We start from the raw sequence: 16025 nt of genomic DNA, 5'->3' as shown, positions 1-16025 counted from the left end.
GCCGCTTACGGCGCCCGCAGAACCAGCACCAGGTTGCTCACCAGGAACTCCCTCACAACCGGTACCTTCGTCAGCGACCACGCCCATCTCGGGTGGTAGCGGGGGAAAGCGGCGACCAACGCACCGGTGCTCGCCGCCCACTGCAGGCCGTCGGCCGCCGACACCGCAAACAGTGACGAACCGTAGTTGTTCTTCGGCGGATGGCCCTGCCTGCGGGTGTACCGGCGTGCGGCACGGGCGCCGCCGAGGTAGTGCCACAGCCCGGTCTCGTGCCCGCCGAACGGACCCAGCCACACCGTGTACGACAGCACCACCAGCCCGCCGGGCCGGGTCACCCGAAGCATCTCGGCGCCCATCCGCCACGGCCGCCGCACGTGCTCGGCCACGTTCGAGGACAGGCAGATGTCGACGCTGTCGTCGGCGAACGGCAAAGCCGTCCCGGATGCCCGCACGTAGGTGCTCGCGGTCACCATCCCCGGAGCGGCGTGCATCTCGGCCGGATCCGGTTCGACCCCGATATAGCGAAAACCCTTGTCGACGAACGCTTCCGAGAAGTAACCGGGCCCGCCGCCGACGTCGAGCACCGTGCGCCCGGCCGGCGTCGATCCATCCGTGGCCAGCCACAGGTCGGCGACCATGTCGGCGGTGTCCTCGCCGAGAGCGCCGTAGAACCGTGCCGGGTCGCTCTGCTCGAAGCGGAACTGCGCGAGCAGGCGCAGCGACCGCGACAGTGTCGCCCGCTCGGCGAACCGGTCGGTGACTGGCATGGAACCGAAGACTACGCAGCGCCGCGATCCGACTACGCTGTTGCCGATGTCTGCCCGTCCGCTCCGATCGGTGTTGCTGCTGTGCTGGCGCGACACCGGCCACCCCCAGGGTGGCGGCAGCGAGGCCTACCTGCAGCGCATCGGCGCGCAGTTGGCCGCGTCGGGTATCGAGGTCACGCTGCGCACAGCGCGCTATCCGGGAGCCGCGCGTCGCGAGGTCGTCGACGGGGTCCGCGTCAGCCGCGGCGGCGGGCGCCACACCGTTTACATCTGGGCGGGGCTGGCGATGGTGTTGGCCCGCTTCGGGCTCGGGCCCCTGCGGCGCGCGCGACCCGACGTCGTAATCGACACGCAGAACGGCATCCCGTTCATGGCGCGACTGGCCTACGGGCGGCGCGTCGCTGTGCTCGTGCACCACTGCCACCGCGAGCAGTGGCCGGTCGCCGGGCCGGTGAAGGGCCGAATCGGCTGGTTCGTCGAGTCGAGGCTCTCGCCGCGGGCGCACCGGCGTAACCAGTACGTCACGGTGTCGCTGCCGTCGTCGCGTGATTTGGCCGCGTTGGGCGTGCGTCCCGGGCAGATCGCGGTGGTGCGCAACGGGCTCGACGAGGCGCCGGCCTCGACGTTGGCCCCCAGGCGCGCGCCGGCACCGCGGGTCGTGGTGTTGTCACGTCTGGTGCCGCACAAGCAGCTCGAGGACGCGCTGGAGGCCGTCGCTGTGCTGCGGCCGCGCTTGCCAGGGCTGACGCTCGACGTCGTGGGTGGTGGCTGGTGGGAGCAGCGGCTGGTCGAACATGCAGCCCTGCTCGGCATCTCCGATGCGGTGACGTTTCACGGCCACATCGACGACGAGGCCAAACACCGTGTGCTGCAAGAGGCGTGGGTACACGTGCTGCCCTCGCGCAAGGAGGGTTGGGCGCTGGCGGTCATCGAGGCCGGCCAGCATTCGGTGCCCACGATCGGCTACCGGTCGTCCGGTGGACTGACAGACTCCATCGTCGACGGCGTGACCGGCGTGTTGGTCGACGACTTCGACGGTCTGGTCGACGGTCTGGCTGAACTGTTGTCCGATCACGTGCTGCGCGAGCAACTCGGAGCCAAGGCACATGTCCGCTGCGGTGAGTTCTCCTGGCAGCAGAGTGCCGAGGCGATGCGCACTGTGCTGGAAGCGGTGCACCGCGGCCAGTACGTCAGCGGCGTGGTCTAGCCTTCGCGACGCTCCCCGTCATCGAACCGTCCCCCTCGGGTGCTAGAACGGCGGCGGATCGTCCAGCAGAACTCTCGGATCGGTCGGCGGACCGGTGCCCAGCGGGTAGAAGCTGCCGAAAGTCTGGGTGGCCGGCGTGGTGTTTTCCGCTCGGATCGTGGCGTTGAGGGCGCGTTCGCGTTGGATGCGCCGCTCGCGGTTCTGGCGGCGGGAGCGTCGGCGGGTGGGCATGCAGATCCCGCGTCCCGGTGTCGCTGCAGGCACCTCGGGCAGGTGAAGCGTGCCGGTGGAAGCGCCGAGTTGTGGAAACAGCATCGCTCCGAACGGAGTAGTGGTGTGTATGCGCCCGGTCGGGCTGGTGAATATGACGGCGCCGTCGGGTTTTTGGCGCACGATCCAGCCGCCGGGTCCGCAGTAGAACGTCTTCATCAGGTGGTGCAGCCGGCAGAAACAGGCGTTGTTGGACGGATGGGTGGGCCCGTAGGGCCAGGGCGCGGCGTGGTCGATGTCGGATCGCCAGGCGGGACGGTCGCAATTCATCCACCGGCAGGTCAGGTCGCGGGAGCGAACGAAATCGGCAAGCGCGGTCGAGGGACGGTACTGCGGTTCGGGTGCTGCGTCGTCGGGGATCTCAATGGGGCGCCGCTTGGCGTGGCGCGCTACGTCGGCGACGGTCGACGCCGGAACCGGACCCAATCCGGCTACGTACCCCGGTGTCGTGCCGGTGCCTTCGACGGTGTCCCGCTCGGCGAGCATATGGACCAAAACGGTAGTTGCCGTCCTGCCAGTGGCGGGACAGTCAGGTCGTTCGCATAGGCACGCCATCGCGTCCTCGTGGGCAAGCACCGCCGCGATCGCGTCCGCCCGGCGCTGGCGATGCGTTCGTGGATCCTCCCGGCAGACCGTGGCGGCCAGCGCGTCGAGTCGCTGACTCAAAGCCACCCCGTCGACGCCGCGTAGGCAGGCGACGATGTCGGCCATTCCGTACTGGCCAGGTATGACATCGAAATGGCGGTCGTCGTCACGGGATTTGGCTCGGCGCACCGCGTCCGGGTCGATCTGAAGGACCAGCCAGTCGACGACCTCGACGAGCTTGTTGTACGACAGGTGGTTCCACTGGGCGGCCCGGTCGGCGAAGATCGCGTCGATCAGTGCGCAGGCGTCCTCGCTGACCATCAGGTCGGTGCGGTAGATCAGCATGTTGACCACCTGCCACTCGATCTCACCGGCAGCGAACAACTTTGCCACCTTGGGAAGCCGTTTGATCAGGGCCTGGCCCGAGCTCATCATGGACGAGGCCCGTCCGCGGCTGATGCCGAGTTCGGCACCGATCTCGGCAGCCACGACCTCCCAGTCGTCGACCACCTTGTCGTCGTTCTCGCCGTCACATTCGGGAACGCGGCGCGGGCTGAAGTGCCCGATTGCCAACAGCTGACGCGCGATCTCGACCCGGCTGGCGCGCTGCGCCTGGCCCATCAGGTCGACCAACCCTGCGTCGCTTGTCGTATCGAACATGTGTGCGAGTATGCCATCGCCCACCGACATTTCTGTTCCGCCGGCGACGCCGAGGTCATCGACGGTGAGGTGCTTTGACTCGCGGCGGCGACTTGCTCAACCGTCGCGCCATCAGGGCGCCCGCACCGCCGAGCAGCATCGCCAGCCAGGCCCAGTGTGCGGCCAGCACCAGGGTCCGACCGTCGGCCTGCGGCGACGATCCGCTCACCCGGTACAGGGTGAGGTCTTCGTCGGTGTAGGCGACGGGCAACGGCAAACGCTCTGTCGGAGCGCCGGATTCGACCACCACCCATCCGACCCCGGCATCGGCGAGCAGGTTCTGGTCCGCGCTCTCGACGAGGATCTCCTGCACGTCGCGTGCGCGCTGCCCCTCCCCGTACACCGTCCGCTCGCCGATGTGCAGATCGCCGGTGGTCAACACATCGGCACGCACCCACCGGGGCAGCGGGTCGAGCACGGGAGCCTCACCTGCCCACTCGAAACGGCGCATGCTGCCCATCGGCATCACCGCGACCGTCCGCGGGTCGGCGTTGATGATCGCGGCCACCTTCGCCCATCCCGGCGGGTACTGCACGGCGGTGACGCGGCCACCCGCGCCCCACGCCAAGTCCGGCAACGTCGCGATCAGCGCGACGCAGCAGAGTGCCGCGGTCGCCGCCGCCGGCAACCAGCGTCGGGCGAAGATCACCGCCGCCGCGCCGGCAACCACATAGCCCGGCATCGCCAACGCCACCCACTTCTGCGCGTCGCGGACCACCCCCAGGCCGGGCACGGGGCGGACGGCCGCCTCGACGAGGACGAGCCCGGGTCCGGTGGCCATGAGCGCGGGCACCACGACGGCGAACCCCGCCAGCACCATCAGCGGTACGGCCGCCGGTCGGCGCAGCACGACCGGTAAGCCGAGGGCGACCACGCCGAGCAACACCGCCGTGCCCACGATCGCGAAAAGTGTTGTGCGAGAGGGTGGTACGGCCTCTGCGTTCCAGATGCCGCCCAGCCCGGCCAGGCTGAGCAGTGTTCCGAGGCCCGGTTCGGCGCGCGCGGCGAACGCGAGGACGCCGTCAGCCTGCGACGACTCCAACGCCCGCGACACCGTCGCCGCGACCAGCCACGGCAGCGCCGCGACGACCGTCATGGCCATCGTCACGCCCGCACACCGCCACCGGCCCCACCCTTCGCCGGGCGCGGCGACGCACACGAGCGCGACGGTCGCCGCCAGCATCAGCCCGGTGGGCGTCAACCCGGCCAGTGCCAACCAGAAAGCCAACGCCCACAACGGGGTCCACCGCGCCGACTCCCGCATCTGCAGCACCGTCGTGGCGACCCACGGCAGGCACCCGTAGCCGACGAGCAGGCTCCAGTGCCCTTGCAGCAGCCGCTCGGCGACATACGGGTTCCATACCGCGACCGTCACCGCCACGCACTGACCGGCGAGCCCCGACTCGGGAACCACCGCGGCGGCCAACCGCGCCGCGCCCCAGCCCGCCAGCCACAATCCCGCGATGAGCAGTGCCTTGGCCACCACGCCCCCGTCGACCACCGAGGACACGACGGCCATGAAGAAGTCCTGCGGAAGGGCCCGCGGTGCCGCCTCGGACAGTCCCAGCGCGGCATCGGACAGATACGAGCGCGGCGTGGACACCGCGTCGCGCAACAGCAGATACCCGGGTGCGAGCAACGGCGCCGTCACCACGAGGGCGAGCACCAACGCGTAGGCCGGTGCCACGACCGACCGCCCGATCAGACCGGTCTGTCCGGGGGCAGGTCGGTCGGTCGAGATGTCGGGATCTTCTCGGTCTTGGCTTCGGCTCCCGGGACCTTGATGCCCTGGGTGTCGAAGAATCCGTGGTCGGCCTCGTCGAGACCGGGGTCGATCAGCGCGGACTCCGCGCGCAGGCTGAACGAGCCGAGCAGCGCGCCGCCGACCAGCAGCACCAGCCCCATCGCGGTGAAGGTGATCGGCAGGATGCGGCCCCACAGCGCGACCCGGTCGCGCTCGTCGCTCGCGCTGGTGACCTGGGACTCGACGGTCTCCTCGTTGAACGCGACCTTGTAGTCGACGAACGTGACCTCGGGCTTGAGCGGCTCGCGGGCGTAGTAGTGGTAGCCGTGCTCGTCCCTCTTGACGATCGTCCCCGACACCGGGTCGACCCAGAAGGTGCGCTGCGCGGCGTAGTACCGCGACATCGTGATCGGCTCGTCGGGTTCACCGGGCACACCCCACATCGCCGCGCGGGCGGTGACCTCGCTGTCGGCGTCGTCTTCGTAGAGCGACGCGTACTTCACCGGCTCGACGAGCTTGCCGTCGGAGTCGTAGCCGACGTTCTGGGTGAACCGGTAGGTGGTCAGCCCGTTGACGTCTTCTTCGCCGTCGTAGTTGGCGTCGAACGCCTTCTGCGCGATCGGGTCGAAGACGGAGTAGGTCTTCTTCTCGGTGTCGAAGGGGAACCGGTAGGCCAGTCCCTCGTGCGGCAGCGCGATGTTGGTCGGCGGCTTGTCGTCCTCCATGGCGCGCGGTTTCTGCACCGCACCGCCCGGATTGCTCTCGCTGGACACCGCCTCGGCGGTACTGCGGTTGACGGTCACCGTGTCGACAAGCGCCAACAGCAGGCCGGCCTCCTGCTGCTTGTCGGTGCGGCGCAGCGTGGAGCCCACTTGAAGCGTCACCACGTCGGCGTTCGACGGGGACTCGACGGTGAGCTGCTCCTGCTGAACCATCGGCACGTCGCGGTCGACGACGAACCGTTCGCTGTTCAGCGATGCCGGGTCGAAGGCTGTGCCGCTGCCGTCGCTGATCAGCGTCGCATCGATGTCCAGCGGAATCTTGGCGATCTTGCTTTGGGTGTAGGTGGACAGCAACAGCGCGGCGATCAACAGGGCGGCACCCAGCCCCAAGATCCCGCAAGCCGCAATCCGCAGCGCCACTGCGCGGTTCAAACCGTGCCTCCTTCACCTGCGGTATGCCCGCAGAAACCCGTTTGACCCTAACAGCACAATTTAAGGTCGTCGTCGCTCCAGACGCATCCGCCGACCCGTGGTCACCGTCTTCGGCTTCACCGGGCACACTGATTTCGTGGCAGTTGCGGTGGCCGGCGAGACGCGCGAGGAGCAGGTGGGCGGAACCCGCGGGTTCCTGCCTGCGGTGGAGGGCATGCGCGCCTGCGCCGCCGTCGGCGTCGTCGTCACCCACGTGGCGTTCCAGACCGGGCACACCGGCGGGGTCAGCGGACGACTGTTCGGCCGATTCGATCTCGCGGTGGCGCTCTTCTTCGCCCTCTCGGGTTTTCTGCTGTGGCGCGGGCACGCCTCGGCAGCGCGCGGGCTGCGGCCGACCCCGCCGACCGGCCACTACCTGCGCTCCCGGATCGTGCGCATCATGCCCGGATACCTCGTGGCGGTCGTGGTGATCCTGTCGCTGCTGCCGGAGGCCAAAGCGGACCTCACCGTGTGGTTGGCCAACCTCACCCTGACCCAGATCTATGTGCCGCTGACACTCACCGCGGGGCTGACGCAGATGTGGAGCCTGTCGGTCGAGGTCGCGTTCTACATGGCGTTGCCGCTTCTCGCGCTCCTGGTGCGACGCGTCCCGGTGCGGGCGCGCATTCCCGTCATCGCCGCCGCGGCGCTCGTCAGCCTCGGGTGGGCGGTGCTGCCGATCGCGACATCGGCCGGCGTCAACCACCTGAACTGGCCGCCGGCCTTCTTCTCCTGGTTTGCCGCGGGCATGCTGCTCGCCGAGTTGACCGTCACGCCGGTCGGATGGCCGCACCGACTGGCCCGGCGGCGCGTCCTGATGGCGGTCATCGCGGTCGCGGCGTTCCTGGTCGCCGCCTCGCCGATCGCCGGACCCGAGGGCCTCACGCCGGGCACGGTCAGCCAGTTCGTCGTCAAGATCGCGATGGGCGCCGTGGTCGCCGGTGCGCTGCTCGCCCCGCTCGTGCTCGACCGCCCCGACACCTCGCACCGGGTGCTGGGCAGCACGACGATGGTGACGTTGGGGCGATGGTCCTACGGACTGTTCATCTGGCACCTCGCCGCACTCGCGATGGTGTTCCCTGTCATCGGCGAGTTCGCGTTCAACGGCCACATGCCGGTGGTGCTGGTGCTGACGGTCGTGTTCGGGTTCGCGATCGCCGCGGTCAGCTATGCGCTGGTGGAGTCACCGTGCCGAACGGCGTTGCGGCGCTGGGAGTATCGCCACGCCCGTCCGGTGCCGCCGTTGGACTCGTCGGTCAGCAGCGTGCCTGAGCCCGTCGCGAGATGACCTCGTCGCGGACCGCTGACCGGCGCGCTTTACCCGCGTCGTCGCGCAGCGGCTCATCGGTGATCTCGACTGTGCGGGGCACCTTGTAGCGCTCGAGTCGCTCGGACAGGAACGCGACGACGGCCGCTGCGTCGAGCCCACCTTCGGCATGCACCAGCGCATGCGGCACCTGACCGAGGTCGTCGTCGGGGACGCCGACCACCAGACACGACAGCACCGCGGGATGCTCGGACAACGCCGACTCGATCTCGGCGGGATAAACGTTGCGGCCGCCGACGGTGAACATGTCCACCCGCCGGTCGCTGAGGTAGAGGAAGCCGTCGGCATCGAAGTACCCGAGGTCGCCCAACGAATCCCAGCCGTCGCGTGATTTCGCCGTCGCGCCGACGTAGCGGTAGGTGGGTCTGCTGCCCGGCGACGGCCGCATGTAGACCTCGCCGACCACACCGGGCGGGCACTCGTTGCCGTCGTCGTCGAGCACCTTCATCTCGCCGGCGACGACGACACCGACCGACCCCGGGTGGGCCAACCACTGACTTCCCGAGATGAACGTCAACGCCTGTAATTCGGTGCCGCCGTACAGTTCCCACAGCACATCCGGTGCAAGAATCTCGATCCAGGCGCGCTTGACCGCGGGTGGACACGGCGCCCCGACATGCCAGAACCGCCTGATCGAGGACAGGTCGTAGGCATCGGGGTCGGCCCGGTAGACCGGAATCAGGCGCTGCATGATCGTCGGTACCGTCGTCAGGAACGTCACGCGGTGTTCGGTCACGAGCCGGAGGAACTCGTGCGGTTCGAACCGCGGCATGATCACCAGGTGATGGCCCTGAACCAGCCCGATCGCGAAGGTCGTGAAGCCGGTGTTGTGGCTCATCGGCACCGAGATCAGGTTGACGTCACCCTCTTGCGCCCCAAGGGGATAACCCACCATCGGCGGGTAGCGGCTGTCGTTGCCCGCCTCGATCAGCTTGGGTCTGCCGGTGCTGCCGCCCGATGCCATCGCCTTGAACACCGGCGACACCTTCTCGGGTAACGCTGCATCCGAGAGGTTTTCATCGGGCACGTAACCCGCTGGCACGCTTACTATTCGGCCGGTGGGGTCGGCGCGGCCGACGACCAGGGCGCGGGGCCGCAGTTCGAGCAGCCCGGTCAGTTCGACATCGGGAAGCCTCGGAGAGAGTGGTTGGGGGATCGCACCCAGCTTCCACGTCGCGAGCACCGCCTGCACCCACTCGATGGAGTTCGGCAACACCACGGTGACGTAATCGCCTTCTCGCACACCGAGTCCGGCGTAGGCGCGGGCCAGCCGGTTGGTCGACGCGTCGAGCTCACCTCGGGTCAGGGTGACGCCTTCGCAGGTGATCGCGGGCGCGTCGGGTTCGGTCTCGGCCAGCCGTGAGACCTGCACGCTGATCGGCGGAGTCTGTTCGGGCATGTCAGTAAGCGCCCCGGGTCTCGAAGATCCGGCGCGGGTTGTCGACGAGCATCGTCGTGAGCTGCTCGTCGGAGACGCCTCGCTTCTTGAGGGCCGGGATCACGTCGTTGTGGATATGCAGGTAGTGCCAGTTGGGCATCGTCTGCGGGACGAGTCCTTCCGGAAGCCAGTCGATGAAACAGGACGCGTCGTGCGACAGCACCATCTTGTCGGCGTGGCCGCGCTCGCACATCCGCGCGACGGTGTCGACCCGCTCCTCGAAACCGAGGAACACATCGACCCCGAACCGGTCCATCCCGATGTAGGACCCGTTGTCGATCAACCGTTCCAGGTAGTCCAGATCGGTGCTGTCGCCGGAATGCCCGATGACGACACGCGAGAGGTCTACGCCCTCCTCGCTGAACACGCGCTGCTGATCCAGGCCTCGCTTGGTCGCGGCGTGCGTATGCGTCGAGATCGGGACGCCGGTTTCCCGGTGCGCCTGGGCCACCGCGCGCAGCACCCGCTCGACGCCCGGTGTTAGGCCGGGTTCGTCGGTCGCGCACTTGAGGACCGCCGCTCTGACCCCGGTGCCCGCGATTCCGCTGGTGATGTCGCGGACGAACATGTCGACCATCGGCTCGCCGAGCGGGGTCTCCGGCCCGCTGAAGTGGAAGAACATCGGGACGTCGTTGTAGGTGTAGACGCCGGTGGCGACGATGATGTTGATGTCGGTCTGCGCGGCGATACGCTCGATACGCGGAATGTAGCGCCCCATTCCGATCACCGTGAGATCGACGATGCTGTCGACCCCGCGCGATTTGAGCTCGTTGAGGCGGACGACGGCGTCGGCCTCCCGTTGGGCCTCGTCGCCCCAGACCTCCGGATAGTTGGTCGAGATGTCGAGGGACTGGATGAAGACGTGTTCGTGCATGAGCGTGACGCCCAGGTCGGTGGTGTCGATCGGTCCTCGGGCGGTGTTCAGTTCCGGCACGCGGCCGATGCTACGAGATAGCGGTCGACCAATCGGGTACTTGAAACTCGATTCATAGCGAAAGGCCAGAACCGAATGGCGACATCGTCGAGCGTCCGCACCGCGCCGTCGGCGTGGGCGCCGCTGCGGTCGCCGATGTACCGGGCGTTGTGGATCGCGCAGTTCGTGTCGAACCTCGGGACCTGGATGCAGACGGTCGGCGCCCAGTGGATGCTGGTGGCCGATCCCGGCGCCGCCGTGCTGGTGCCTCTGGTACAGACCGCGACGACGCTGCCGGTGATGCTGTTGGCGCTGCCCTCCGGTGTGGTCGCCGATCTGGTCGACCGGCGACGCCTGCTGATCGCCACGCAGTCGGCGATGGCGGCCGGCGTCTCGATCCTGGCGATCTTGACCGGTGTCGGGTTGACGACGCCGGCGGTTCTGCTGATCCTGCTGTTCCTGATCGGCTGCGGACAGGCGCTGACGGCTCCGGCGTGGCAGGCTATCCAGCCCGAACTCGTTCCGCGCGAACAGATCCCCGCTGCGGCGGCGCTGACCAGCCTGGCCCTGAACAGCGCGAGGGCGATAGGGCCCGCGATCGCCGGCCTGCTCGTGGCCTTGTCCGGGCCGACGACGGTGTTCGCGCTGAACGCGGTCTCGTTCGTCGGAATCGTCGTGGTGCTGTTCACCTGGCGCCGGCCGGTTGAGGAACGGTTGCTGCCGACCGAGCGGCCGTTGTCGGCGCTGAGCGCGGGCGGACGGTACATCCGCAGCTCGCCGGTGGTGCGACGCATCCTGCTGCGGGCGCTGCTGTTCATCGCTCCCGGCAGCGCGCTGTGGGGGCTGCTCGCGGTCATCGCCGATCGACAACTGCACCTGTCGTCGGCGGGCTACGGCGTGCTGCTGGGCGCCCTGGGTGTCGGCGCGGTGTGCGGGGCGATGGTGCTGTCCCGGCTGCAGGTCCGGTTCGGGCGCAACGCATTGTTGACGGTGGGCGCGGTCGGTTTCGCGCTCGCCACCGCGGTGCTGGCGCTGGTTCCGGTGCTCGCGGTGGTGATCGTCGCGATGATCGTCGGCGGACTGTCGTGGTTGCTGACCCTGTCGACCCTGAATGCGTCCATGCAGCTGAGCCTTCCGGCCTGGGTGCGGGCGCGCGGACTGTCGGTCTACCAGCTGGTGTTCATGGGTGGACAGGCGATCGGCTCGCTGGTCTGGGGGCTGGTGGCCGGCGCGACCAACAGCGTTACCGCGCTGCTGACCGCGGCCGGGTTGCTCGCCGCGTGCGCGGTATCTCTGCTGTGGTGGCCGCTGCATCCGGGCACCGGCAACCTCGACGTCGAACCGTCGGGGCACTGGCCTGAACCAGCGCTCGTGTTCGAACCCGCCCCGCCCGACGGCCCGGTCCTCGTGCTCAAGACGTACCGGGTCGCATCGGAGAACGAGGCGGCGTTCGTCGCGGCGATGGACCGGGTGAAGCGTTCGCGGCAGCGTACCGGGGCCGTGCAATGGCGGTTGTTCCGTAGCGGCGAATTCCCCAACACATTCGTCGAGGCGTTCGTCGTGCGGTCGTGGTACGAGCACCTGCACCAGCACGTCATCCGGCAGACGGGCCAGGACCTGATCGCCGAGCAGGAGGTCGACAAGTACGTCGTCGGCGAACCCAAGCTCGAGCATCTGATCGCGGTCAGCTGAGCCGTTTCTCCGTCCGAATCGGCACGGTCGACGCCGCGACCGCGGCCACCGAGACCAACGCCAGTAGCTGCACGCCCCACGAATGCCCGATGTAGCCGTCGACCGAGCGCCACGGATACTGACTCAACACCGCACCGGCCAGGATCAACCCACCGGCCGCGGTGCCGACCGTGACTGCCTCGCAGAGGTTTTCGCGGTGGCGCAGCAGCCAACGGAAGCCGACCGCCAGTCCGACCACCGCCACGCCCGCCACCCCCGAGATCGCCGCACCGACGGCCAGCGCCGCGGCGCCGACGGCGACGGGGGGCGGTCGCCACACCGGCACCGGCTCAACCGGCGCGGGGCGCCTGCGCATCGGCAGGAAGGCGAGCAGTGCGAGCACCGGCAGCAGCGCGAGCCCGCCGATCAGCCCGGCGCGGTAGGGCGCGTTCGTCGGGAAGCTCAGCGTGACCGGGCCCGCCGTACCCGGCGGCAGCACCCAGCCCTGCTGCCAGCCGTTCACCGTGATCGGCGTCAGTTGTGACCCGGCGCTGTCGTGGGCGACCCAGCCGGGGTTGATGCTTTCGGGGACCACGAGGACCCGGGACGCCGACGACGGTGCGACGGTCACCTCGCGGTGGTCTGCGCTCCATTGTCCGGTCTGCGCGGGAATGGTTGACGCCTCGCGTATTTCACCGGCGCGCGGCCCGGCGAGCTGAGCGCCGTCGACGATGAACGCCGCGCCGGGGCTGATGACCAGTTCCTGTTGGCCCTCGGGCAGCAGGATCGGCTCGGCCCGGCACGGGCGTGCCGCCACGGGCTCACCGTCGAGGAGGGCGCCGACGGTCGTACTGAGTGAGGTTTGCACGAACTCGCCGGCGACGCCGATGACCGGGCCCTTGCCGCACGGCATGTCGATGGTGCGGTTCCGGTTGGCCGCGGCATCGGCCGCCGCGATCGGTTCGCCGCGAATGTCGAGCGCGGTCACCTCGGCTAGGCCGGGGGGTTTGAGTTGGTCGAAACCGAGCGCCGTGCGGTCGATGACGTCGTCCCAGTCGAGAAGGGAGATCGTCACGGTGTCGGTGGCTCTCGGTTTGAGATCCAGGGTCTGGGCGCCGGCATCGCCGGCGACCGGACGGATTTGCGGACCGTCGCCGAGGTCGACGGCCACCAGCGTCGGACGTGCGGGCAACTCCGACGAACTCGGCGTCACCCGCAGGCCGGCAACTTCGGTCCGCTTCGGCAGTTTCAGCGTCAGTGTCGGCGGCGTCCCCTGCTGCACGACCCGCTGCGGGGCGGTCCAGGCGGTGCCCGCATCGCCGTCTGCGGCGGCGTAGGCCGAGCCGAGCACGTCGATCGGATCGGCTTCGCCCACCGCGCGGGCGGTACCGGGTGCGCTGATGAGGTCGGCCAACTGGGGACCCTGTCGGGCGCGCACCCACACCGTCGGCGTCACCGCGATCGGCGTCGGAACCGTCAGTGTCCGGCTGAGGTTCACCGGCTCCTCGGCCGACAGCGCCATCAACGCGGCGCACCGGTAGCCGGTCGGACTCTGCGCGCAGCCCGAGCGTCCCAGCAACTCCGAACCCAGATCCCATTGCGCGACAGTCGAATCCGGGGGAGGGCCCGGTACGACGACGGTGTGGCGCAGGCTGACGGGGTGGGCGAAGCCGTTCGCGTCGTACTGGGTGACCGCGAGGTCGGTGATTCCGAACTGCACGCCGGGCGAGCCGTCGTCGGTGGCTACCGCGGTGAGCCGCACCCACGGCGACTCGCCGTAAGGCAGTGCCGCGGTGAGCGGCTTGCCTGCCTCATCGAACCGCAGGGTGCTGGTGCCGTTCACCGTCGAGATCTCGATGCGGCGGATCTGTGCGCCGACGGCGGTGGCGCTGGGTGTGACCGTGATGGTCGCGTTCGTGACGGGGTGGTCGAAGCCCACCTGCATCCACTGGCCGATCGCCGACTGCAGCGAGTTGGAGACCCAACTGGTCGACGGGTCGGCATCGACTGCGGCGGCCGGACCTGCCGCCGGCGCAACGTTGGGGAGCGCGGTGGAATCGGCCGCCGAGCTCGACACCGAGACGCGGCCACCGTTCCACTGCCCGTAGACGAGATCAGTTCCGGGAGAGGGGTAGTCGATGACCCGGTTGTGGGTGTGCCGCAGATCGTCGGGGGTGCGGATCGCCGACGAGTGGTCGTCGACGCGGCCGTAGTCGGTTTCCCGGGCAAGCGGGGTGTCGGTGACGGTGACCAGCGGGGTCGGCACGCCCGCGCGTTCGGCGTCGGCGGTCAGGAGCATCGGGCCCAGCGGCGGGCGGTCGAGCAGTCGGCGGCGCTCGTCGAGCCGTAGCAGCGCCTCGGGTGCGCCGTCGACGCGCGCCATGCGGTCGGTGTCGACGAGGTAAGGCGTCACCGGGGTTTCGGCGTCAACCCGGTAGATCTCGACGGCGGGGTAGCGCGGGCGCAAGCCGCTGTCGGAGACGAATCCGGCCAGGGTGCCCGCGCCGACCGGATCGCCGAACTCGGCGACCTTCTCCAGGCCGGGGGAGCCGTCGATGGCGCGGTGCACCAGCAGCGGTCGCGCCGAACGGGATGACTCCGGGTCCAAATCGTTGCGCACCACGACATACGAAATTCCTTGGCGGGCAAGGGTGTCGGCCAAGCCTGCGGAGGGTCGGCCCGCGGCGAACAACCGCTGCACGGAGTCGAGCGCGCGGATGGTCTGCGGTGGGGTCAGCGGGATCGAATCGCGGACCCCCCAGGCGCTTTCGCCGAGCACCTGCAGCGGTTCGTCGTGGCTGTTGCCCCACACCTGGGTGGCGAACGGAGCACCGGGCGCCACCAGGACGCGGCCGCCGGTGTTGTTCTCATCAAGCCAGTCGGCAGTGTCGTGCCAGTACTGCGGGATGGCGTCGAATGCGCCTGGCGGAGTAAGCCGTCCGGTCCATGCCAGCGACGTGCCCGCCACCAGTGCGACCAGGACCACCATTCCCACGGCGACACGCTTGTCGCGTTCGGGATGCGCCAGCGCGGTCGTCCACTTCGCTCGTGGCGCGCTGCCCGGCAGCGGGATGCGGCCGAGCAGATGCGCCAACCCCAGCGCCAAGGGCAGTCGCAGCAGGGGTTCGAGCTTGTGCAGGTTGCGCAGCGGGGTGCCCGACGCGTCGAGGAACGCCTGAACCTGCAGTGCGACAGGCGAGCCCAACCCGCCCGAGTAGCCGACGGCGAGCAGCGTGACGCCGGTCAGCAGTATGACGATCAGCCGACCGCGGGCGGGCATCGTCTTCATCGCCAGCCCCGCCAGGCCCGCGGCGGCGACCAACGTGGTGGCCAGCACGGCGACCGAACCGGTCACCAGGGACGCGCCTGCCGTCGCGTTGGGCGCAACGAACGGGGTCCAGACGTCGGTGCCGCGCAACATCTCGGTCAGCGACATCCACCGCGTGGTGACGCCGGAGGATTCGATGAAGTCGAGGAACGGTGGGCTGACCCGGCCCAGCATCACCAGCGCGACCGCCCACCACAGCACCGCCAGCGTGATGCCGAGCGCCCACCACGCCGTGAACCGCCACCACAGCTTGGTGGGCCGATGACATAACAGCCAGATGGCCGCGCACAGGCAGCCGGTGAGCGTGGCCACCGCGTTGACCGCCCCCATCAACGCGATCGCCACCGCCGAGCGCATCGCCAGCGCCCGCACGCGCGGGTCGCCCCCTGTTTCTCCCGCCCCTCCGGACCCGCCCTTCAATACCAAGATCACCGGCAACAGGACCCACGGCGCCAGCATCATCGGGAGCGTCTCCGACGAGATCGCGCCGATGGTGGTCAGCGCCCGCGGCGAGAGCGCGTAGGCGACCGCGGCGATCACCCGCGACGTCGGGCTGCCGACGCCGAGCGCCTCGGCCACCCGCAGCACACCCCAGAACCCGACGACCAGCAGCAACGCCCACCACAGCCGCTGGGTGACCCAGCCGGGCAGCCCGACGATGTCGCCGATCAAAAAGAAGGTGCCGTGCGGGAACAGATACCCGTAGGCCTGGTTCTGGGCCTGGCCGAAGGGCAGCTCGCTGTTCCACAGGTTGAACGCGCGCGCGAGGAACCGCAACGGGTTGGCGGTCAGGTCGAGCTTGGTGTCGGGTGAGATCTGTCCGGGTGACTGGGCGAAAGTCAGGACCAGCGCCGCCGCAGCGGCCACCCACAACCAGCGCCGG

Annotated in this window: 10 protein-coding genes; 3 read left to right on the top strand and 7 right to left on the bottom strand. The window is 69.3% G+C overall.

Annotation, left to right across the window (positions count from 1 at the left end; all coding sequences use genetic code 11):
• Positions 1-5: 5 nt before the first annotated feature.
• Positions 6-767, bottom strand: a complete 762-nt coding sequence (locus CEX88_RS05510) for a class I SAM-dependent methyltransferase (RefSeq protein WP_066848071.1) — start codon at positions 765-767, stop codon at positions 6-8.
• A gap of 46 nt (positions 768-813) precedes the next feature.
• Here CEX88_RS05510 and CEX88_RS05505 point away from each other — a divergent pair, with 46 nt between their 5' ends.
• Entirely contained in the window at positions 814-1974 is a 1161-nt protein-coding gene (locus CEX88_RS05505) for a glycosyltransferase family 4 protein (protein WP_094292834.1), read from the top strand.
• A gap of 42 nt (positions 1975-2016) precedes the next feature.
• On the opposite strand, the gene CEX88_RS05500 is transcribed toward CEX88_RS05505, so the two are convergent.
• From CEX88_RS05500 to pgfA, 3 genes are read right to left on the bottom strand one after another with little or no spacing between them, the layout of a single operon-like run.
• Positions 2017-3489, bottom strand: a complete 1473-nt coding sequence (locus tag CEX88_RS05500; protein WP_094292833.1) for a DUF222 domain-containing protein — start codon at positions 3487-3489, stop codon at positions 2017-2019.
• A gap of 55 nt (positions 3490-3544) precedes the next feature.
• Positions 3545-5215 (bottom strand): MmpA family trehalose lipid delivery protein, encoded by a 1671-nt coding sequence (locus CEX88_RS05495; protein ID WP_094292692.1) that lies wholly within the window; start codon positions 5213-5215, stop codon positions 3545-3547.
• A 14-nt stretch (positions 5216-5229) separates the two neighbouring features.
• A complete protein-coding gene (pgfA, locus tag CEX88_RS05490) occupies positions 5230-6426 on the bottom strand; it encodes a cell envelope lipid trafficking protein PgfA (RefSeq protein ID WP_094292691.1) in 1197 nt (398 codons plus the stop codon).
• Positions 6427-6640: 214 nt separating this feature from the next.
• Between pgfA and CEX88_RS05485 the strand changes: the two genes are divergently transcribed.
• Entirely contained in the window at positions 6641-7753 is a 1113-nt protein-coding gene (locus tag CEX88_RS05485) for an acyltransferase family protein (RefSeq protein WP_094292832.1), read from the top strand.
• On the opposite strand, the gene CEX88_RS05480 is transcribed toward CEX88_RS05485, so the two are convergent.
• Positions 7722-9191, bottom strand: a complete 1470-nt coding sequence (locus CEX88_RS05480) for an AMP-binding protein (protein WP_094292690.1) — start codon at positions 9189-9191, stop codon at positions 7722-7724. The genes CEX88_RS05485 and CEX88_RS05480 overlap by 32 nt on opposite strands.
• Position 9192: 1 nt before the next feature.
• Entirely contained in the window at positions 9193-10164 is a 972-nt protein-coding gene (locus tag CEX88_RS05475; RefSeq protein ID WP_094292689.1) for a phosphotriesterase family protein, read from the bottom strand.
• 75 nt (positions 10165-10239) lie between these two features.
• On the opposite strand from CEX88_RS05475, the gene CEX88_RS05470 reads away from it, so the two are divergent.
• Positions 10240-11835 carry an MFS transporter gene (locus CEX88_RS05470; RefSeq protein WP_094292688.1) on the top strand — a complete coding sequence of 532 codons (1596 nt, stop codon included), beginning with the start codon at positions 10240-10242 and terminating at the stop codon, positions 11833-11835.
• Here CEX88_RS05470 and CEX88_RS05465 read toward each other — a convergent pair.
• Entirely contained in the window at positions 11828-16015 is a 4188-nt protein-coding gene (locus CEX88_RS05465) for a DUF3367 domain-containing protein (protein ID WP_420799189.1), read from the bottom strand. The genes CEX88_RS05470 and CEX88_RS05465 overlap by 8 nt on opposite strands.
• Positions 16016-16025: the final 10 nt, after the last annotated feature.

The organism is Mycobacterium neumannii, from assembly GCF_002245615.1.
In the GTDB taxonomy this organism is placed as follows: domain Bacteria; phylum Actinomycetota; class Actinomycetes; order Mycobacteriales; family Mycobacteriaceae; genus Mycobacterium; species Mycobacterium neumannii_A.
Note: the sequence above shows the minus strand (reverse complement) of the source record. Positions and strands in the feature narration are given on the sequence as shown.